This window comes from Haladaptatus halobius (assembly GCF_020618475.1).
In the GTDB taxonomy this organism is placed as follows: domain Archaea; phylum Halobacteriota; class Halobacteria; order Halobacteriales; family Haladaptataceae; genus Haladaptatus; species Haladaptatus halobius.
The window spans coordinates 113,102-132,408 of the sequence record NZ_CP085335.1 but is presented as its reverse complement, the minus strand read 5'-3'; the positions used below and the strand labels follow the sequence as shown (position 1 = coordinate 132,408).

General features: G+C 61.7%; 22 protein-coding genes, 1 tRNA gene and 1 pseudogene. 6 read left to right on the top strand and 18 right to left on the bottom strand.

Going from position 1 to position 19,307, the window contains the following annotated elements; genetic code table 11:
• Positions 1-27: 27 nt before the first annotated feature.
• From LIW51_RS00660 to LIW51_RS00640, 5 genes are all read right to left on the bottom strand, one after another.
• Positions 28-1,533, bottom strand: coding sequence for an FAD-dependent oxidoreductase (locus LIW51_RS00660; protein WP_227375339.1), 1,506 nt, complete (start codon positions 1,531-1,533; stop codon positions 28-30).
• Between the two features lie 106 nt (positions 1,534-1,639).
• On the bottom strand, positions 1,640-3,274 hold the full coding sequence (locus tag LIW51_RS00655) for an alkaline phosphatase family protein (protein WP_227375338.1): 1,635 nt from the start codon (positions 3,272-3,274) through the stop codon (positions 1,640-1,642).
• A gap of 156 nt (positions 3,275-3,430) precedes the next feature.
• Complete coding sequence (locus tag LIW51_RS00650) at positions 3,431-4,855, bottom strand: MATE family efflux transporter (RefSeq protein WP_227375337.1); 1,425 nt, start codon at positions 4,853-4,855, stop codon at positions 3,431-3,433.
• Positions 4,856-4,927: 72 nt separating this feature from the next.
• On the bottom strand, positions 4,928-5,107 hold the full coding sequence (locus tag LIW51_RS00645; protein ID WP_227375336.1) for an amphi-Trp domain-containing protein: 180 nt from the start codon (positions 5,105-5,107) through the stop codon (positions 4,928-4,930).
• Positions 5,108-5,429: 322 nt separating this feature from the next.
• The gene (locus tag LIW51_RS00640; protein ID WP_227375335.1) at positions 5,430-5,588 is read right to left on the bottom strand and encodes a hypothetical protein; all 159 of its coding nucleotides are present in this window, start codon (positions 5,586-5,588) and stop codon (positions 5,430-5,432) included.
• Positions 5,589-5,734: 146 nt separating this feature from the next.
• Between LIW51_RS00640 and LIW51_RS00635 the strand changes: the two genes are divergently transcribed.
• Positions 5,735-6,103: a DUF7344 domain-containing protein gene (locus tag LIW51_RS00635; RefSeq protein WP_227375334.1), complete on the top strand. Its 369-nt coding sequence runs from the start codon at positions 5,735-5,737 to the stop codon at positions 6,101-6,103.
• A 283-nt stretch (positions 6,104-6,386) separates the two neighbouring features.
• Here LIW51_RS00635 and LIW51_RS00630 read toward each other — a convergent pair.
• Positions 6,387-7,623, bottom strand: a pseudogene (locus tag LIW51_RS00630) (RNA-guided endonuclease InsQ/TnpB family protein).
• A gap of 304 nt (positions 7,624-7,927) precedes the next feature.
• Between LIW51_RS00630 and LIW51_RS00625 the strand changes: the two are divergent.
• Both LIW51_RS00625 and LIW51_RS00620 read left to right on the top strand, forming a co-directional pair.
• Positions 7,928-8,086, top strand: a complete 159-nt coding sequence (locus tag LIW51_RS00625; protein WP_227375333.1) for a hypothetical protein — start codon at positions 7,928-7,930, stop codon at positions 8,084-8,086.
• A gap of 72 nt (positions 8,087-8,158) precedes the next feature.
• On the top strand, positions 8,159-8,494 hold the full coding sequence (locus LIW51_RS00620; RefSeq protein WP_227375332.1) for a sensor histidine kinase: 336 nt from the start codon (positions 8,159-8,161) through the stop codon (positions 8,492-8,494).
• A gap of 171 nt (positions 8,495-8,665) precedes the next feature.
• Here LIW51_RS00620 and LIW51_RS00615 read toward each other — a convergent pair whose 3' ends face one another.
• The 5 genes from LIW51_RS00615 to LIW51_RS00595 form a co-directional block, all read right to left on the bottom strand.
• The gene (locus tag LIW51_RS00615) at positions 8,666-10,903 is read right to left on the bottom strand and encodes a universal stress protein (RefSeq protein ID WP_227375331.1); all 2,238 of its coding nucleotides are present in this window, start codon (positions 10,901-10,903) and stop codon (positions 8,666-8,668) included.
• Between the two features lie 317 nt (positions 10,904-11,220).
• A tRNA-Arg gene (locus tag LIW51_RS00610) sits at positions 11,221-11,293 on the bottom strand.
• Between the two features lie 44 nt (positions 11,294-11,337).
• Positions 11,338-11,556 carry a hypothetical protein gene (locus LIW51_RS00605; protein ID WP_227375330.1) on the bottom strand — a complete coding sequence of 73 codons (219 nt, stop codon included), beginning with the start codon at positions 11,554-11,556 and terminating at the stop codon, positions 11,338-11,340.
• Entirely contained in the window at positions 11,538-12,119 is a 582-nt protein-coding gene (locus LIW51_RS00600) for an MATE family efflux transporter (protein ID WP_227375329.1), read from the bottom strand. Before LIW51_RS00600 ends, LIW51_RS00605 begins: the two co-directional genes overlap by 19 nt.
• A gap of 90 nt (positions 12,120-12,209) precedes the next feature.
• The gene (locus LIW51_RS00595; RefSeq protein WP_227375328.1) at positions 12,210-12,785 is read right to left on the bottom strand and encodes a 2Fe-2S iron-sulfur cluster-binding protein; all 576 of its coding nucleotides are present in this window, start codon (positions 12,783-12,785) and stop codon (positions 12,210-12,212) included.
• A gap of 115 nt (positions 12,786-12,900) precedes the next feature.
• On the opposite strand from LIW51_RS00595, the gene LIW51_RS00590 reads away from it, so the two are divergent.
• Together LIW51_RS00590 and LIW51_RS00585 are read left to right on the top strand one after the other, a co-directional pair.
• Positions 12,901-13,470 (top strand): class I SAM-dependent methyltransferase, encoded by a 570-nt coding sequence (locus tag LIW51_RS00590; RefSeq protein WP_227375327.1) that lies wholly within the window; start codon positions 12,901-12,903, stop codon positions 13,468-13,470.
• A 352-nt stretch (positions 13,471-13,822) separates the two neighbouring features.
• The gene (locus LIW51_RS00585; protein ID WP_368411747.1) at positions 13,823-14,566 is read left to right on the top strand and encodes a class I SAM-dependent methyltransferase; all 744 of its coding nucleotides are present in this window, start codon (positions 13,823-13,825) and stop codon (positions 14,564-14,566) included.
• Between the two features lie 6 nt (positions 14,567-14,572).
• On the opposite strand, the gene gnd is transcribed toward LIW51_RS00585, so the two are convergent.
• Together gnd and LIW51_RS00575 are read right to left on the bottom strand one after the other, a co-directional pair.
• A complete protein-coding gene (gnd, locus tag LIW51_RS00580; protein WP_227375326.1) occupies positions 14,573-15,466 on the bottom strand; it encodes a phosphogluconate dehydrogenase (NAD(+)-dependent, decarboxylating) in 894 nt (297 codons plus the stop codon).
• A 51-nt stretch (positions 15,467-15,517) separates the two neighbouring features.
• Positions 15,518-15,790 carry a hypothetical protein gene (locus LIW51_RS00575; protein ID WP_227375325.1) on the bottom strand — a complete coding sequence of 91 codons (273 nt, stop codon included), beginning with the start codon at positions 15,788-15,790 and terminating at the stop codon, positions 15,518-15,520.
• Between LIW51_RS00575 and LIW51_RS00570 the strand changes: the two genes are divergently transcribed.
• Complete coding sequence (locus LIW51_RS00570; RefSeq protein ID WP_227375324.1) at positions 15,774-15,947, top strand: hypothetical protein; 174 nt, start codon at positions 15,774-15,776, stop codon at positions 15,945-15,947. The genes LIW51_RS00575 and LIW51_RS00570 overlap by 17 nt on opposite strands.
• A 267-nt stretch (positions 15,948-16,214) precedes the next feature.
• On the opposite strand, the gene LIW51_RS00565 is transcribed toward LIW51_RS00570, so the two are convergent.
• The 5 genes from LIW51_RS00565 to LIW51_RS00545 form a co-directional block, all read right to left on the bottom strand.
• Positions 16,215-16,367: a hypothetical protein gene (locus LIW51_RS00565; protein WP_227375323.1), complete on the bottom strand. Its 153-nt coding sequence runs from the start codon at positions 16,365-16,367 to the stop codon at positions 16,215-16,217.
• A gap of 119 nt (positions 16,368-16,486) precedes the next feature.
• On the bottom strand, positions 16,487-17,686 hold the full coding sequence (locus LIW51_RS00560) for a cation:proton antiporter (protein ID WP_227375322.1): 1,200 nt from the start codon (positions 17,684-17,686) through the stop codon (positions 16,487-16,489).
• A gap of 2 nt (positions 17,687-17,688) precedes the next feature.
• Positions 17,689-18,192, bottom strand: coding sequence for a cation:proton antiporter regulatory subunit (locus tag LIW51_RS00555; protein ID WP_227375321.1), 504 nt, complete (start codon positions 18,190-18,192; stop codon positions 17,689-17,691).
• 55 nt (positions 18,193-18,247) lie between these two features.
• Entirely contained in the window at positions 18,248-18,526 is a 279-nt protein-coding gene (locus LIW51_RS00550) for a hypothetical protein (RefSeq protein WP_227375320.1), read from the bottom strand.
• Between the two features lie 57 nt (positions 18,527-18,583).
• The gene (locus LIW51_RS00545; protein ID WP_227375319.1) at positions 18,584-19,267 is read right to left on the bottom strand and encodes a CAP domain-containing protein; all 684 of its coding nucleotides are present in this window, start codon (positions 19,265-19,267) and stop codon (positions 18,584-18,586) included.
• Positions 19,268-19,307: the final 40 nt, after the last annotated feature.

Sequence of the window (19,307 nt, the reverse complement as noted above, 5' to 3'; positions counted from 1 at the left end):
CCGCGGCCACCGACTCGCTCTTTTCCGTCACTTCTTCGGTAGATTCCGCACCGCCGGTCCGTCGAGCACCGTCCCTTCGGAATCGAACCGCGACCCGTGGCACGGACAGTCCCACGTTCGCTCCGCGTCGTTCCACTCCACGAGACATTTCATGTGGGTGCAGACCGCCGACAGGCGGTGCAGTTCGCCGTCCTCGTCGCGGTACTCGGCGACGGGGTCCCCGTCTTCACGGACGACTCGCGCATCGCCGCGTGCGAGCGCTTCGCGCGTTCCGTGCGGCTTTCGTACCCAGTCTTCCACGAATCGCGAGCCGACGTTCACGTTCTCCGAGAGGAACTTTCCGGCGGTTCCGAGCGGCGGCAAGCGCCCCGGGTCGAACACGTCGGCCCACTCGCTTCCGTCGCCCGCTATCTCCTCGGCGAGAATCTGGCCCGCCGCGACGCCGGTCGTCATCCCCCAGCCGCCGAATCCCGTGGCGACGAAGACGTTCCGCCGCCACGGAGCGATGGGGCCGACGAACGGGACGCGGTCGGTCGAGGTGTAGTCCTGCGTCGACCAGCGGTAGGCGACCTCCTCCACTTCGAACCGGTCGCGGGCCTCCCGCTCGACCTCCCGATACCGCTCGCTCGTCGACCCCCCCTGTCCGGTCTTGTGGTTCTGGCCGCCGACAAGGACGAACGACTCGTCGGCCGTCTCGTGCGGACGGACCGAGAAGTAGGGGTCGCCCGACCGGTAGTACATCCCCTCCGGCGGCGGGTCGCGGGTGCGAATCGCCAGCACGTACGATCGTTTCGGGTACTGCCGGGCGAAGTACCCGGCGGGGTCGACCAGCGGGAAGTGCGTGGCGACGACGACGTGGTCGGCGGTCACCGTCCCGCGTTCGGTCTCGACGCGGCAGGGTTGACCTGCACGGAGGTCGGTGGCTTTCGTCTCCTCGTAGACGTGGCTCCCGTCGCCCGGAATCTCGTCGGCGAGCGCGAGCAGATACTTTCGGGGGTGGAACTGCGCTTGGTCGTCGAACCGAACCGCGCAGTTCGCGTCCACCGAAAGCGGCGTATCCTCGACGAACGAGGCCGGGAGGCCGACGCGTCGGGCGGCCTCGACTTCGCGGCGCACCTTACTGCGGTCGTTCGGGTCGTTGACGTAGGTGTACGCCGGTCGGCGGCGGAAATCGCAGTCGACGTCCTCGGCGCGGTCGGCAACGATTTCGACGGCCGCCTCGTTCGCGTCCGCGTACTGGCGGGCGCGCTCGTGACCGAACCGCGACAGCAGTTCGTGGTAGATGAGACCGTGTTGGCTCGTCAGTTTGGCCGTCGTTCGCGCCGTGACGCCCGAGACCACCCTGTCGGCTTCGAGCACGGCGACCGTCCGTCCGGCGTCCTTCAGCGCTGCCGCGGCGGACAGCCCCGCGATGCCGCCCCCGACGACCGCCACGTCCGCATGGCGGTCGCCGTCCAGCGGGTCGAAATCGGTCGGCGGCGTCGTCTCTAACCAGAGCGATGCGTCCTCCCCCGGTAGTTCGTTCGTTTCCATCAAACCCCTCGTCGTGCGGTGTTCGACGCCGGGGCGGAAAAGAGGGGTGGCCGCGCTGAAAAGTCGTCTGAAGAGGTGCGTGAGAAGAGGAGCGTCCAGAGGGTAGTTACTGCATGTAGCCGAGGTCGGCCAACCGTTCTTCCAAGTTCTCCTCTCCCTTCTCGTCCATCGCCGACCCGTCGCCGTTGGCGTACTCGGAGTACGACTGCGCTCCGGCGTCCGCGACGATGGGAACCACCGTCCCGTCCATCCGGTTGCTGTACGGGACGCCCAGCGCGGACATGATGGTCGGAGCCACATCGAAGATGTGCGCCTTCGCGGGCATCGCGTCGGGGTCGATTCCCGTTCCTTTCGCGGCGATGATGCCGTCCAGCTTGTGGTTCCACGGCTCGGTCGGCGGCGCGAAGTAGTCGCCGAGCAGTTGCGCTGAGAGGAATTGACCCATCTCGTTCGGTATCGTCACGATGTCTGGGGCGTTGTCCGCGTTTTTCCCGTGGAAATACTCCTCGCGGGGCGCGACCTCGCCGAAAATCGGCTCGCCGTCAGGGGTCTCGACCGCGCCGAGTTTCGCTATCAGTTCGTCCCGCACCTCGTCGTACTCCTCCAGGGGGACGATACCGTTCGGTTCGCGCCCCTGCAAGTTGATGCGCACGCCCAACTCGGTTCTGGCGCGCATGTAGGCGATCGAGTTCGGGAAATCGACCTGCTCGTTGGCGGTTCGGGCCACGTTCTTCGGCGCGTACTGCTTGGCGATATCCGCGAGTCCGACCTTCTCCAGTCCGGTTCGAATCCGGTGTGCGGTCAGTCCGAACTTGGCCGCTTTCGCCGCGATTCGCTCGACTGCGTTCGGTTCCCACGTCTGGGTGTCTTTTCCTTCGCGCAGTTCCTCCTGGATCGGGTTCCACGACGGCATCCCTTTACCGCCTTTTATCGCCTTCACGTAGCCTTCGTCGCGCAGGAACTCGTTGACGCGGAACTCGTACTTCTCGTAGGGACCCATCCCATGGTCGCTGGCGATGAAGACCGTGTTCGGGTCGCACTCCTCCAACAGTTTGCCGACCTGCCTGTCAGTCTCCTCGTAGACGGTCTTCACCTTCTCCCAGTTACCGTCGAACTCGTGGAAGACGGTGTCCGGCTTCTGGAACTGGACGAACCCGAAGTCGGGTTCGTGTTTGTCCGCGAGGTAGCAGAACGCCTCGCCGCGCATCCGAACGAGCGTCGTGTACTCGTCCATCTTCTGCTCGTCGGTGAAATCGGAGTGTTCGCGCGAGTAGTTCGGATAGACGCGGTACTCGCCGATGGCCTCGCGCACCTCCTCCAGCGTCCCCTCGGGGTGGCACTTCGGATCCTCGGGACCGATGAAACCGGGGATGAGCGCGCCGTCGAACTCGTCCGGCGGATGCGTCACCGGCACGTTGACGACGACGCTCGACCGGTCGTGTTCGTCGAGCAGCGACCAGATAGCGTGCTCCTCGACGTCGTTTCCGCTGACCACGCGGAAGTCGTAGCCGTCGTACGTGACGAATCCGCAGACGCCGTGCTGGCCGGGATTGACCCCGGTGTACAGCGACGGCCACGCGCTCGGCGTCCACGGGGGCATCTGGGACTCCAACGGAGCGGCCACGCCGCCTTCACAGATCGACCGGATATTCGGGATAATATCGTCCTCGTAGAGACGCTCGAAGACGGGGAGACACCCCGCGTCGATACCGATGAGAAGAACATCGACGTTGCCAGTCATCGTTTCTCACCTCGGATACAGTTTCGGCCCACATATATCGTTTCGTTCGTCGGACAGGGTAATCCACCCTGTTGCGCGACGCTCGCCGGACTCATTGGACACCACTACTCGGTCTAGGCATTTTATTATGGCACGCTTAATCTCGACAGCCAAAAATCAGTCGCCTTCGCCGTCCGCGACAACGACCTCGGAATCGTCGATGACCGTCCGTTTCCACGTCCCCCGCGTGAACCAGAGCGCGGCGGCGACGGCCCCGACGATGTTCCCGAACGCCATGCCGATCCAGATACCCTTTGGGCCGAGGTCGCGGACGAACGCGAGGAAGTACACCGTCGGCACCCGACCCAACCACAGCGTCACCATCGAGAACACCATCGCCGTCTTCGTGTTACCCGCGCCGCGGTACGCGCCGAGCAACACCTGCAACAGCGCCATGAACGCGAACTCGGCAGAACGAATCCGGAGGTAGTTGCTCCCGTAATCGATGGTCTGGGCCGCGTCCGGCGTCCCCGTTGCCATGAACACGCCGACGATAGGGTCGGGGAACAGGGCCGCGACGAGAGCGACGGCGAGCATCACCGCGGAACCGACCTTCGCGGCCATCCAAACCGCCTGTTCCGCGCGTTCCGGCTTCTTCGCGCCGAGGTTCTGCCCGACCATCGTGTTCGTCGCTCGTCCTAACCCCATCGCCGGGAGAAAAACGAGTGACGCGAGGCGATTACCGAGTCCGTAAGCGCTGACCACGGGGGGTGCGAACTGGACGACCATCACGGTCATCGTTATCATGGCGAGCGAACTGGTGGACTGTTCGAGCGCGCTGGGCGTTCCGAGACGCACGATATCCCAGATGTAGCCGAGGTCGGGAACGAGGTCGTCGAAGCTCACATCCGGACCGGCGCGCGCCCCGAAGAGGACGTACAGACCGAGGACGCTGGCGACGGCCCGCGCGGCGATGGTGGCGACCGCCGCGCCGACGATTTCCAGTTTCGGAAACGGACCGACGCCGAAGATGAGGAGCGGGTCGAGCACGACGTTGAGGGCGACGCTGACGAGCATGATACGCATGGGCGACCGGGTGTCGCCGTAGCCGCGCATCAGCGAGTTGAAGACGAAGAACCCGAATAGGAAGGGAAGACCGAGGAAGTACACCTCCATGTACTGGCGGGCGAGAGGGACGACCTGAAGGGTCGTCGCGTCCTGCGTCGGCATGAGCGTGAGCATCGGTTCGGTGAGGAAGTATCCGGCGACCCCGAGGACGACCGCGAGGATGGAGACGAACGTGAGTATCTGTCCCGCGACCGTTCCGGCGGAGCCCTCGCTCTCGGCCCCGGTGTACTGGGCGACGAGGATGCTTCCGGCGGCGGTGAACCCGCCCGCGACGGAGATGAGAAAGAAGATGAGTGGGAAGGCGATACTCATCGCGCCGACCGCGTCGGACGACAGCCGCCCCAGCCAGAAGGTGTCCGCGACGTTGTACATCACCTGCAGGAGCTGGATGACGACGATCGGCCACGCCAGTTTGAACATCGGTCGCACCAGCCCGCCGTCGGTGATAGAGCTGCTGGGCTGCGTGCTGGTCATTGTACCTTCGAAACGAAACAGGTCGGTTTCAATATTTCGACTCGTGGACGAGGTGGTAAAATATGCCGGATTTCACTCGATGCTCAGTTCGTCGTCCTCGGGTATCTTGTCGGCGTCCCAGACGAGTTCGAACCCAACGCGCTGCGTCTCTTCGGGACTGACCAGTGACGAGTCGGAGTTCACCTCGACGACGAACGAGACGGTTTCGGGCGGGTTGACTGTCGCGCTGTCGTTGCCGACCATGAACGTCACCTTCTCGCCCGCGTTGCGGTCGGAGTCGGCGTCCCCATCGGTTCCGAAATCCGGTTCCGGGCGACCGTCACCCCGGTCGCTGCCGCCCCCACCGTCGAGTTTGTCGGCGAACTTCCGGAGGTTGTCGGCGACTTCGGCACGCGAACGCTCTCGCTCGGCGCTTATCTCAGATATGGACTCGTAAGGAACGGATGAGAAAGGATTATTATGAACTACCTAAGCCATCAAGGACGGGTGAGAAAGTCGGTTCGACCTCGCGTCCCGTCGATCATTCTCGCCGCGAATATCGGAGCGCCGAGCGGTTCGGGTTTCGGTATCGTATCTACTTTCGGAGCGTCGCTATCGCGGCGGCGGGCGTGGAACCGCGGGCGGAGCGACCGTCCGCGTCTCTGGCTAACCACTCGCCGTCCCGAACTTGGCGAACGGTCGGGCAGTCGTCGGGGTTTCGAACGGGGTAGTCGGACTGGCAGTGGAGGCGCATGAACAATTGCATAGGCGTACAATATGTTAGTTATTTGCTACCTGTCGTCGTGGTAGGAGTTACCTGCGGCGTAGGCGAACATCTACGAAGGACGAAAGATGGCCGCAAACTTTTTATTATTGCTATTTGTGTAAGTAACCATAAGTATGTCAGACGATGTTCTCCTCGGGTCGGGCTTCGGTATAAAGGGCGAAAAGTACGATGATGAAGCGGTCGAAAATCGGCTCGATACCGTTTTCGAGATGTTAGCCGACCACCAACGACGATACGTCCTCCGCTATCTGCGCGAAACCGACGACGGCATCGGCTCGTTCGACGATCTCGTGAAGTACATCGTCGCTCACGACCCCGAGTCCGGAAACACGGAACGGGTCGTCATCAGACTCTATCACACGACACTGCCGAAGTTGGAAGCGGCGCAGTTCCTCACGTACGATTCAGGGAGCGGAACCGTCCGATATCGAAGCAACCCCGTGGTCGAGGAGTTACTGGACTGCGTTGCGTACGTCGAGTAACACCGGTTATCGAACGCGAGCCGTGCCGTCGGTCGTCTCGGAAGAGCGGGTACGACCGAGCGTCGACCACGAAACCATTAAACGACGCCTAAATCGCAAGCAGGTTGGGGGTTTCCGTTCTCGAAGTCTCGTCGCACGGGGGACGTTCAGCATGCGCAGCGAAGTGTAGCCTCTCGGCAGACGTAATCACGGTTCGCGCGATTTATAATCGGCGTGTTGACAAGCTTTTTTAGCGGGATGAGCACTACTTTGTAGTGACGAGCCGTTAGTGAACTACCCCGCCCTACGCGCTACGCGCGGTGAGGACGGGGCTTCCTGCTTCCACGACGCACTTTGCAGGAACCGAAGTGGTTCCCGTAGGGAGCGCAGTCTCCACAGGCGTTGATTCGGAGCATCCCACTCCAATATCTACTTTCTTCAGACCGCGAACGAGGATATTGTAGGCCGCGTTCCAGTCCCTATCCGCCGTGAACCCACACGACGGGCAGGAGTGTTCACGAACCCATAGTGGCTTATCAGACGAGACACCACATGCCGCGCATTCTTCGGTTGTCCCCCGTGGATTCACTGGAACGTAGTGCGTGCCTTCGCGTTCACACTTGTATTCGAGCATCCGCAGAAACGTCCGCCATGCGGAGGAAGCTCGGTTGCGTGAATTTGAATCGAACTGCATCATTCCAGCGACGTTCAAGTCTTCAACAGCCACGAGGTCATACTCCCGAGCGTAGTAGTTCGAGAGCTTGTGCAAGAAGTCGCGGCGCTTGCGGCGGAGGTTGGCGTGACACTCCGCAACGCGGCGACATTGCTTCTCGTAGTTGTTCGACCCGTATTCCTTCCGCGAGAGTTTCCGTTGCTCGCGTTCCAACCGCTCGCGTTCGTCCGAGAGGTCGAGGGAATCGACGACGATTCCATCAGTGTCGTGGGCGTACTTGAGTATCCCCACGTCGATGCCCACTACGTCGGTGAGTTCATCGGGTTTCTCGGGTGGTTCGCGGTCTACTTCGACGCCGAAGGTGGCGAACCACTTGCCGGTTGGCTCTTTCTTGAGCGTGACCTGCCTAAGGTTCGCGTTGTCAGGAATTGCGCGGTGAAGCCGTATCGGGATATCCGCGAGTTTCGAGAGTGACAGTACCGTCTGACCGCCCTTCTTGTCGAGCTTGAAGCCAGACTGACTGTAGGTGAAACTGCGGAACTCCCGTGGTGGCTTCCACTTGAGGTGACCAACGCCATAGCCGTTCTCCTTGAGTTTGGAGAGACCCTTGAGGTTGTCGAATAGCCGCTCGACGACGACTTGGAGCGTCCGAGAGTACACATCAGAAAGCTCGTCCCACCACTTCTTGAGGTCGGGGAGTTCCGACCGAAGCGACGACATAGACTGGAGCTTTCCGTGGCTCTCTCTGTACTATCAAGCCGGTAGAGGCAGTGGTTGTACAGTTTTGCCTGCAAATATCGCGGTGACGATCCAACTCCTTACGGTGGGCGTCGGACGGTTTGAGACGATATTTGTAGGCGTAGTACATCCGCTATTCGCGCTCCTCAATCAGTTCGTCCAATTTCTCACGAAGGAACGACGAGAGGTTGAGGTGGTTTTCTTCTACCCACACGGCTTGGTCTTCGCGGATGGTGATATTCTTCCGTCTCATTACATGCGCACTATACGTTTTTATGCGCATAGACTTTGTGGAATGTAGGCCTGTGGGCCTGCAACAGAACAGTGTCTGAAAGACGATGACGGCGCTGTCTCCCCTCCCTACTCGCTCGCGTTGCTCGCTCCGTGAGGAAGGGGGATTACCGCCTGTATTCAGCTAAAGAAGTGGATTTTCCATGAGTGAACGAATCGAGGGTCACGAGGCGTTTGACATCGAGGCCGATCGGAGTACGATACCCTCGGAGCCGAAGATCGCCGATCACGGCCACGACGACGAAGAAAACGACCATCTCGCGTTCATCTACGATAGCCGAGACGGGCAGTTCTCCACCTAGTTCCGTTCGTCCGAGAGGCAGGAGCGCGGCGAACGCTGTCTCTACATCGCCGACGACAACACGCCGGACGAAGTGCTGAGCGAACTGTGCGACGGCGGCGTCGACGTCGATGTCCGCATCGGACGCCTCGACGACGCCTCCGGAAGCGAAGTGGTCGGAGACTCGGCGGACGAACCCGTCGGCGGATTCTACGTGAAGGATACGGGATCGGGAATTCCGCCCGAGAACCGAGAAGAGGTGTTCGATTACAACTACACGGCGAGCGACGGAACCGGATTCGGACTCGCAATCGTCCAAGAGATCGTTAAAGCACACGGCTGGGAGATAACCGTGACCGACGGGACGACCGGCGGCGCTCAGTTCGAGATCCGAAGGACGGAGGGCGCTTCGACGGACGACCGTCAGTAGGAGAACGTGATTTTTCGCGGAGCGAGTCTGAAAACCGAAAGGACGCGACGAGCGTTCGATGGCCGAACGACGATTACGGATTCGTCCGACGATGGTCGAACTGTGGTCGACCGTCGAGCGTCCTGTCGTTCGAGCACGGAGATCGTGAGTGGTTCGTAGGCGCTTCCCGTGTCAGTACGCGATTCGCCGGATAACCGCCGTGAAGAACGTCTGTCCCCTCGATTTTGGCGGATGGACGAGAAGTACGCTGCAATCGAGTTCGTCACTGATATCCGTCGCCGGATTACTGAACAAGAAATCGTGGGCCCGAGAATGGGCGTCCGTCCCTAAGAGTGCGACGTCAGAACCAGTCGTCGCTGCTACGAGCCCCTCGACCGTCTCGGTCGTCTGGAGTACGGTACTTTTCGTCTCGACCGAACAGAGTCGTTCGAGCTCGTCCAGAAACTCCTCCGTTACGGTGAGTAGTTCCTCCGAGGCGTCCGCGTCGACTGCCGTCACGAACCGAATCGTCGCCCCGAATTCGGTCGCTATGGCGTTGGCGAACGCGACTTTCACCGGGCCGTACGGCCCTCGTTGTGTGAGCACCGCGACAGTATCGATTTCGTCGAATCCTCGATCGCGGAGAAACACGACGGCACACGGCGCGTGTTTCATGAACCAATCGACGTCACTACCGAGCAGTTCGGCGTGCCAGTGTTCAGGTCGCCACTCGCCCAGGATTAGTCCAGCACCAAGGTCGCGGGCGTAGTTGACGACTGCCTTCTTGGTATCGTGACTGACAATTTCACGCGCTTCGATGGACACTGGCAACGACGCCGCCAACTCATGCGTCTGCACTTCGAACTCCCGGTCGTCCGGGCGCATATCGGTCGCCGAGGAGAGCGTCAACTGTTCAGGTACTTCTTCGAACCGAACGGCGTGGACGGTACCGCCTCGTTGCTTCGCTACGCTCGCCGCGACCGTCAGCAGCGAGCGTTCACGCTCGGCGGACGTCTCGGCGTCCATCGCGACGAGGACGTGCCCATCAGCGTCGACACCGTCGCCATCGGCAACCGTTCGTTCCGTTTCCGCGAGCGTCTTCGAACTGGCCGAGCGTCGAATCGCGTCGAGCGCGGCACCCTCGCGTTCGGTTTTCTCCCGTCCGTAGAATCGGTACCACGCAACGCTGACGACGATGATGCCAGCAGCACCACCGAGCGCGATGATACCCATCTGCGTGAGGAGAACGAACCCGCCGACGGCTCCGAACGCCTGCACCCACGGATAGCCGGGGGCGGTGAATTCCGGCGCGTACCAATCCAGTTCGCTCTCTCGGAATGCGATGAGCGCGCCGTTGATGAAGACGAAGACCAAGATTTGGAACGCGCTCGCCAGTTTGGCGAGATCGACGACGGGGACGAACGCGATGAGGACGAGGAGGATGAGGCCCGTAAACCCGATCGACCAGATCGGTGTCCTGAATCGCTCGCTCACTTCGCTAAATCTCAGCGGGGCGAGCGAATCTCGACTCATCGCCAGCGGATAGCGCGACGATGAGAGGATTCCCGCGTTCGCCATACTTGTCAGCGCGAACACGGCGACGACGGCGAGTCCGAGTTGGCCGGCCGACCCGGCGAACGCTCGGGCCGCCATCGCCATGGGCGTCAAATTGTGTTTATCCTGCAGCTCTGGTGCGGGGACGACGCCCACGATGACGAAGACCGTCAGCGTGTACACCAACATCATCACGAGAACCGAGATGAGAATCGCGCGTGGAATATTCCGACCGGGGTTTTCGACCTCCTCGGCGACGCTTGCGATTTTGGTGACGCCCGCGTAGGAGACGAACACGAATCCGGTCGCGGCGAGGAGGCCACCGTTTCCGTGGGTTAAAAACGGATGGTAGTGGGACTGGTCGACGTACGTCATCCCGTCGGCGACGAAGCCGACGAGCACGAGCAGGACGAGACTCACGATTCCCGCTTGGAGTCGTCCGGTCTGTTTGACGCCCACGATGTTGACGACGATGAGGAGAACGCCGAGTGCGAGTCCGACGACCGTGAGTAATCCCGGCGGAACCTCGACGAATATGAGGAGGTACGCGCCGAGGCCGACGAGCGCGAATGCGCTCTTGAAAACGAGCGAGAACCACGCACCGATACCGGCGATGGTGCCGGGGAGCGGTCCCATCGCCCGGTCGATGAAGAGATAAGTACCGCCGGCTTCGGGAATCGCGGTCGCCATTTCTGCCTTTGAGAGTGCCGCAGGAAGGACGATAAGACCAGCCAGTAAGTATGCGAGAATGACGCTCGGGCCGGTTTTTGCAGCAGCCAATCCGGGAAGGACGAAGATACCGCTGCCCACCATCGCGCCGATACTGATGGTGATCGTTGCGTACAAACCGAGGTCGCGTTCGAGGTCTTTTGCCATTAATGTCTATTGGTTCGTTTATCGGTTGCAGCCCCGTTTCATCCCGCGGTGTGTCCTTTTGCGGACGGTAGGAACATAAGAGTGGACATCGCCTTCGTCGGGAAGTTCCACGACGTCCGGAGCAGTCCCGCTTGGAAAACACCCTCAAGACGTTCACTTAGAACGTCTTCTCCGGCTTGGGCTGTTACTTCTTGTCGAATACGATGGAGAACACGAGCCGACCGTTCATTTCGTGTTTGCTCTTCAACAACGAAGAGCGCACTCTTCGGTGTGGCTTCTCGAATAACGTAACTCCTCGCGGATTCGGTTTCGGTTCACGGGCGCGACGGGATTTGAACCCGCGACATCTTGGTCCGGAACCAAGGACTCTGTCCACTGAGCTACGCGCCCTCATCCAGTGCTACTCTCCCGCGGATATTAACCTTGTGACCCGGTCAATCTTCGACGCTGCTCCGCGAATCTGTGGCCGGTTCGCCGATGACGGCCTGCTTCCACGTCTCGCGAGTGAACCACAGACCCGCCCCGATGGCACCGATGATATGTCCGATGGCGACGCCCAGCCAGATACCCGTGGGCCTGAGGTCGCGGACGATAGCGAGATAGTAGACAGCGGGTTCTCGACAGAACCACAGCGTCACCATCGAGAATGCCATCGCCGTCTTCGTGTTACCGCGCCGCGGTACGCGCCGACGAGGACGTGGAATGGGCCGATGAACGCGAACTCGACGGTTCGGATTCGAAGATATTCGGCGGCGAACTCCAACGTCCGTGCGGCGTTCGTCGTCCCCATTGTCAGAAAGACGCCAACGAACACATCGGCGAACAGGGCCGTGAGGATGGTGACTGCGATCATCACCGCACAGCCGGCTTTCGCCGCCAGCCAGACCGCCCGTTCCGCACGTTCGACCTTACCGGCCCCGAGGTTCTGTCCGACCATCGTGTTCGTCGCCCGACCCAGTTCGACCGCGGGGAGGAAGACGAGCGAGACGACGCGGTTGCCGAGGCCGTAGGCGGCGATGACCGGCGGCGCGAACGTGACGATGATGGCCGTGAGGGTGAGCATCGCCAGCGCGCCGGACGACTCTTCTAGCGCGCTCGGCGTCCCGGTGCGGACAATATCCCAAATGTGCGACTTGCTAGGGACGAGGTTCCCGAGGCGCACATCCGGCCCCGGACGGCGTTCCGAACAGAACGTACACCCCGATGACGGTCGCAACGCCGCGCTAGAGCACGGTCGCTATCGCCTCACCCTCGATTCGCATTTTGACTTTCGAATATCGAGCGGAGAGGGGAGAATAGAAGACGGTTACGGCGTCTCGTTCGTCTCGATGCTGATATCAGCCTGCGGATACGCGGTGCAGGTTAAGATATAACCTTGGTCGAGTTCGTCGTCGCTGAGCGTGTCGTTGGTGCTGTGAACGACGTCCTCAGGTTCTCCCTCGGTGATCTTCGCGCCGCAGGAGAGACACGACCCTTCCCGGCAGGAGTACGGTAAGTCCCATCCCTCGTCTTCGCCTGCTTCGAGGAGCGTCTCGTTGTTGGCGACTTCGATGGTCGCGCCCTCCTTGGCGTACTCGATATCGTAGTGCTCGATCTCGTCTTCCGGAATGGCGGCGGGGTCGAAGCCCTCCTCTTCTTCCTCGGCTTCCTCGCCTTCGAGTTCGCCTTCCGCACCGGCACCGACGGCCACCGCACCGCCACCACCGATGGAGCGGTTCATCGGTTCGGGGAAGTCGGTTTCGGGGACACTCGCCGCACGCTGGTCGAGCACTTCTTGGGAGATATCGTCCGCGGTGCGCCATTCGGTTCCCTTGGTGAAGTGCAGAGCTACCGCGACGAGCGTGAGCAGTAGCCCGAGTCCCAGACCCAGTTCGTTTACCATATGGCGGAAGCTACGGAACGGTGGTTTAACAGCATTGTGATTGACGCGAGTACGAGGCGAGGTGTGAGTACGAACGAGAGAAGAAGTTACGCCGGTTCGGTGCGTCGAGGCGACCGTGTTCTTCGATACCTTTCTCGATCGTGCATTCGGGCATCCCTCCGGTGCACTCGGACGACTCGGCGGAAAACTCATGGCTCGGTCGAAGGGAGAATTCACCGGATGGGTCGTCTCCGAACTCGAACTCGACCCGGATGACCGCGTACTCGAGGTCGGCTTCGGCCCCGGTCTCGGCATCGAACGGTTCGCCGAAGCGGTTCCGGACGGGTTCGTCGCCGGAGTGGACGCTTCCCCGGTGATGGTCGAGCAAGCGCGGAAACGAAACGCAGCGGCGATTCGCTCCGGACTGGTCGAACTACGGCGTGGTCTCGCGGACGACTTGCTATCCGACGACGACATCTTCGACGCGGCGATGACGATGAATTCCGTGCAGGCGTGGGCCGACCCGGTGGCCGGCCTTCGGGAGATACGACGCGTCGTGAAATCCGGAGGCACCGTCGCAGTCGCGTTCACGCCCCACTCCGGACAGTCGCGCGAAGAACTACCGGCACTGCTCGCCGAGGCCGGATTCAAAGACGTTCGAATCAAAGACCGAGAGGATTATTTCTGCGCGTTTGGAAGGATATAACCCGAATTTCCGAGGTGTTCCTCCCGTAACCACCCGCGAGAGTTGATTGTTCCGAGGCGGCGTACAGATATCGAACTCAATCGGATGCGCGGAATGCGCTTCCCGCGGAATTCCGCGTCGCGTATCGGTGACCCAACCGGGATACACCGAGTCAGTTCACGGTGAAAAACGACTGTTGAACGATCCAGTTGCCGTTTTCACGCAGGGAAATATTTCACGAGCTAGCTTCACGGTGATTCATAGCGTGTTCGTACGGTGTCATGAGAGACACGGACGAGACTCGACAACCGTCGGAAGGTTGGCAGCTCAGGGGTAACAGCGCAGAAGCGTACGAACGATTCTCGTTCCGAGGATGTTCGCCCCCTGGGCGGACGAACTCGTCGAACGTTCCGGTCTCGGGTCGGGTGATCGCGCGCTCGATGTCGGGTGTGGAACCAGTATCGTCGCACGATACGTGGCTCAAACGGTGGAGCCGGACGGATCCGTCGCCGGACTCGATTTGAACGAAGGTATGCTCGAAGTGGCGAAAGCGACCTCGTCGGACGAGGGTTCGGTGATAGAGTGGCAAGAAGGTGACGCTACCGACCTCCCGTTTTCGGACGGTACGTTTGATGTCGTCTTCTGCCAGCAGGTCCTTCAGTTCGTGCCGAACCCTTCGACCACACTACAGGAGATGTGTCGCGTTCTCGTTCCCGAAGGCCGACTCGTGGTCAGCGTCTGGCGGCCGATCGAGTTCAATCCCAGCTACGTCACGATGGCGGACACGTTAGAGCGCCACGTCGGCGACGAGACGGCGGCGATGATGCGTTCACCGTTTCCCTCGTGGGGGATGGACGAGTTGCGCGACCTCGTTAAAGAAGCAGGATTCCACGACGTATCCGTCACCATCGGGATCGAATCTATGCGATATCCGTCTCCGGAGGAGTTCGTGCGACGAGAGGCCGCGAGTTCACCGTTAGCCGAACCACTCGGCGCGCTAAAGCGAGTCGTTCGGGAAGCGCTGGTTCGGGATGTCGAAGAATCGCTCCGAAAGTATACGGACGATGACGGCGTCGTCTTCCCGATGGAAGCCCACGTCGTCGTCGCACGTCGGTGATCGATATCAGTCCCGCGCGACCTCGTGTCGACCGAACCCGTGCCGAAGTCGGTTCGCCAACCGGCGCGAGAAGCGACCCTCCGACCGACTGCCGAACCGCTCCGCGAGCGACTGATAGATGAGTGGAACCGGTACCTCCTGCTCCAGTGCCTCCTGTACGGTCCACGTCCCGGTCGAACCGCCGGCGACGTGGTCGGCCACGTCGTCCAAGTCGGTGCCTTCCTCGCGGAACGCCTCTTCGCAGAGTTCGAGGAGCCACGAACGGATGACCGCGCCGTTGTTCCACGTCCGGGCGACGGTCTCCAAGTCGAGATCGTAGCGGCCCTCGCGGAGCAGTTCGAACCCCTCGCCGTAGGTCTGCATCAGCGCGTACTCGACGCCGTTGTGAACCATCTTCACGTAGTGGCCCGACCCCGCCTCGCCCATTCGGTCGTGTCCGTCCGGGCCGGTCGCCACCGCGTCGAAAACCGGGGTTAACACCTCGTACGCCCACTCCGGCCCGCCGACCATCAGCGAGAAGCCGAGTTCGGCCCCCGCCGGTCCGCCGCTCGTCCCGCAGTCGAGGTACGCCGCCGAAGTTGTCTCGGCCCGGCGCACCGAGTCCTCGAAGTAGGAGTTGCCGCCGTCGACCACGATGTCGTCTCCGTCGAGGTGGGGTTCCAAGTCTTCGAGCGCGGCGTCCACCGGTTCTCCGGCGGGCACCATCAGCCAGATTCGCTTCTCGTCACCGAGTTTCTCCGCGAGGTCGGCCACCGAGTCCGCGGGTTCCGCGCCCGCCTTCGCAGCCGACTCGATCGCTCCCTCGGCCACGTCGTAGGCGACCACGTCGTGTCCGGCGTCGAGGGTTCTGTCCACTACGATTCGTCCCATTCGCCCCAGTCCGATGACGCCCAGTTGCATGGACGTAGGTGGCGGTGGGGGAGAGGTAGGGGTTGCGGTTCCGGTCGCGGATTACGCACGTTCGGACGGGTCGGGGACGTACACCTCGTGCTGGCTGTAGATGTACGCCGCGATAGCTCCGTTGCTGACGAGCGTGACGAGACCGCCGAGACTACCGAACCAGAGTGCGACGAGTCCGACCAGCGCACCCGCGGCGAACATCACGACGGCGAACCCCCACGCCCACGTTCGCGCTCGGAAGAGTCCGTAGTAGATGGAGAGTTTGCCGACGGGGAACGGCGAAAGGAGGAGGAGACTCGTCTCCGCGATGAACGGAGGTATCACGGTTACCGAGAACAACAGCGCGAAGACGAACGGGTCGACGAACAGGGCGAGAACGCAGATCGCCTCGATGTACTTCGGGGTCGGCGCGGCGCAGTCACGACAGCGGTTCGCGCCGGCACAGATGCTCGCGCCGCACTCCTCGCAGGATATGCGGTAACATATCTTTTAATAGCGAGTGAATCCCGCCGTTTACGGCGGGCGTGAATCGTGTACGATCAGTCACACTACCGCCGTAAATCAGCCGGTAGGAACCCCAACGTGAACGTTTAGTAGTTCTCGAACCAACTGACTGGGAGCAGAGACAAAAGTCTGCACGCAGAGGGTTCCCGTCCGGGTGTCCGGACGGGGTGCTCATAAGTCCGTTTCGGCAGGTGCCGCCAGAAAGCCGGGTCAAAACGGTATAACGGCCGTCCGCAAGGGTAACTCATTGGGAGAGAGCCGCGTTGAGAAACCGCGTGGCGATGACTCGCTTCAAGATGGGAGCACTGGTGACGGTGCCACAGGACACGCCACTGGAGGGATGAAACCCGTCCCGGCGAACGTGGCGCGCAGCGTCCTGAAACCGAACCGGCGTCATGCCGAGTTCCTCCTATGTGGGGAAGCCCCGTCGTTTACGACGGGCGAGGACGTCACAACATCGAACACTTCAAGATACGGATTCGTCCATCGCCGGGACGCGTTCCGGCGACAGGGGCGTCAGAAGCGCGGAGCGACCGTTTCGACCGCGTTCGTCACTCTGTCCGCGTGCTGGATCAACAGCGTTCCGAGGATGCTCATGACGAGGACGTACCCCACCGCGAACGCGGGGATCAGTTCGCCGAGAGCGCCGGTTCCGACGCTCATCGCGAGCGTCGCCAACACCAGCGAGAACTCCCCCCGAGGCACCATCCCAAGACCGACGCGAATCGAGCGCCGTCGGTCGAGTTCGTAGAACATTCCCGAGAGCGTCCCACTCACGAACTTGCCGACGGTCGTGACGACGACGGCGGCGAGCAAGAGCGCGACGACGCCGGCCAAGAGCGTGATGTCGGTCGTCAGTCCGATGGAGAAGAAGAACACCGCGGCGAACAGGTCGCGGACGGGGGAGAGCACCTGTTCGATGCGCTGGACGTGGGCGGTCTGGCTGAACGCCGTCCCGACGAAGAAGGCGGCGACCGCCTCGCTGATACCCAACGCCAAGGCGGCACCCGCGACGAGGACCGTGACGCCCGTCACCCCGAGCAGGAATAGTTCGTTCGACTCCGCGCCGAAGAGTCGTTCGACATGCTCCGACCCGTACCACGCGACCGCGACGAGGAGGGAGAGAAAGACGAGCGACGTAGCTATCGAGAGGGCGGCGTCGGAAACGCTCCCTTCGCCCAGCGCGACCGCCGAGAGCAGGGCCAGATAGACGGCGATGAAGATGTCTTCGAAGACGAGCGTTCCGAGGATCGGTTCGCTCTCCGCGTTCGCGATCCACCCCTCGTCGATGAGCGACTTCGTTATCACGGCGCTGGACGAGATGTAGACGATTCCCGCGAGAAAGAGCGTTTCGAGCCACGAGAAGCCGAACAGCGCGCCGAGTCCGAGACCCAGCGCGAAGTTGATGCCGAGGTCGACGAGACCGATTCGGACGAGTTTCTCGCGGTTCGAGACGAGCTGGTCGAGGCTGAACTCCAACCCGAGAAAAAAGAGGAGAAAGACGATGCCGAGCTCCGCGAGGAGGTCGATGAACTCGCTCGTCCGGACAAGTCTGAGCGAGATTCCCCCGATGCTCGTCGGTTCGTTCGGCCCGACGAAGATGCCGACGACGATGTACGCGGGGATGACCGAGAGACCGACGCGAACCGCGAGCGCGCCGACGAGAGCGATGGCCGTCACTGCGACTCCGAACTGGACGAGGAGCGACCCTGCCATCGTCAGGACTGCGCGTCTTCGGAGTCGGTCGCGTTCAGTAGCTCCGTGAGCGCCGCCTGCTCTTCGCGGGTTCCGATGGCGACCAGGATATCGCCGGCGTCGATTTCAGTTTCGGGGTTCGGGTTCGCAATCGTCTCCTCGCCGCGCTGAATGGCGATGACCGAGACGCCGGTCTGTCGGCGAATCGCGGCTTCCGCGAGGGTTCGTCCGACCGGCGGCGACCCATCTTTGACTTCGACCCACTCGATGATGGCCTCCCCAAGCGGGACGTTCAACTCGTCCATCTCGACGGGTTGGAAGTACGCGCCTTCGAGTATGGAGCCGAGCTGTCGCGCCTTCTTCCCGGTTAGCGAGGCCAGTTTGACGCTGTCTTCGTTCGGGCCGGGGCGGCGGTAGAGTTCGCGCTTCCCGTCGTGGTGGATGATGACGACGAGTCGCTCCTCGCCGTCGAGTTCGAGTTCGAACTTGTGCCCGACGCCGGGAATCTCGGACTCGTAGACGGTCATACGGAATGAAACGAGTGTGAGGGTATAAAAATCACGTTGCAGGAAGCCGATTTCACTACGCGCGATGTGCGTCGAGCGCGTCTCGAATCTCGGTGCCCTTCGACAGTCCGTGAAGAAAGATGGGCAATCGCGGAGCGACCCGGTATCGAAGCGTCGCTTTCGCGCCGTCGGACTCGGGAGTCGGTCGAATCGTGGCGACGACGAAACCGGTGGCCGTTCGGAACTCAATAGCGCCGTCGCCCCGAACCACGCGGAGGTCGTCTGTCTTCTCCCGCACGATATCGGTCGCTTCGTCCGGCGGTATCCGGAGGTCGACGCGCTCGAAGCTAGCCATCTCGATATCCGCAACTACGGGACGGACACGGTAATCGTTTCGGCGAAAGAAGGAGGGCTAGCAGAAGTTCTGCGTCGCGTACACCTTTCCTTTCTCGGCCACGTAGATGCCGATACCATCGTTGCGCCACGCAGGGGTAAGGACGTTCTCGCGGTGACCCTGCGAGTTCATCCACTGGTTCACGATGCCGCGAGCGAGTTCACGCTCGGTGGTGTGGCGAACCGTTCCGCCGTCGGTGGTGACGGCCGTGTCGTACCACGTCTGAGCGATGTTCTCGCCTCCCGTGAGGTACGACCCGTCGCCCGTCGGCGCGCGGCATGTGTAGCCGGACCGCTCGTAGCGGTCGGCGAAGTTCTCGCCTTCGGGAGACGCGTGCGAGAAGTAGCCCCGCGTCGCCATATCCTCGCTGTGAGAACGAACTATCTTCCGCAGTTCAGTGTCGAACACGAGGGGGTCGAGGGCTCGTTCCGTGCGTTCTCGGTTGACGAACCGGTGAACGAGTCGCTCGACTTCGCTTCGGTTCAACCCGTCCGAATTCGGTGTCGTCGTGATCGTCGTTTCGGCCGTTATCGTGGTCGTTTTCGTCGTGCTCGTGGTTTTCGCTGTCGTCGTCGCGGTTTTCGTGGTCGTCGGTTCCGCAGTCGCGGTGTTCGTTCTGATTCGGACGTATCGAACGGTTCGGGGTTGATTTCGAAGCGACGTTGGACGGGAACCTTTATCAGCGACGACGCGCAGAGTCAAGATATGAGCGCGATGGTGTCGGTAGTACGTCTCTAGCGCA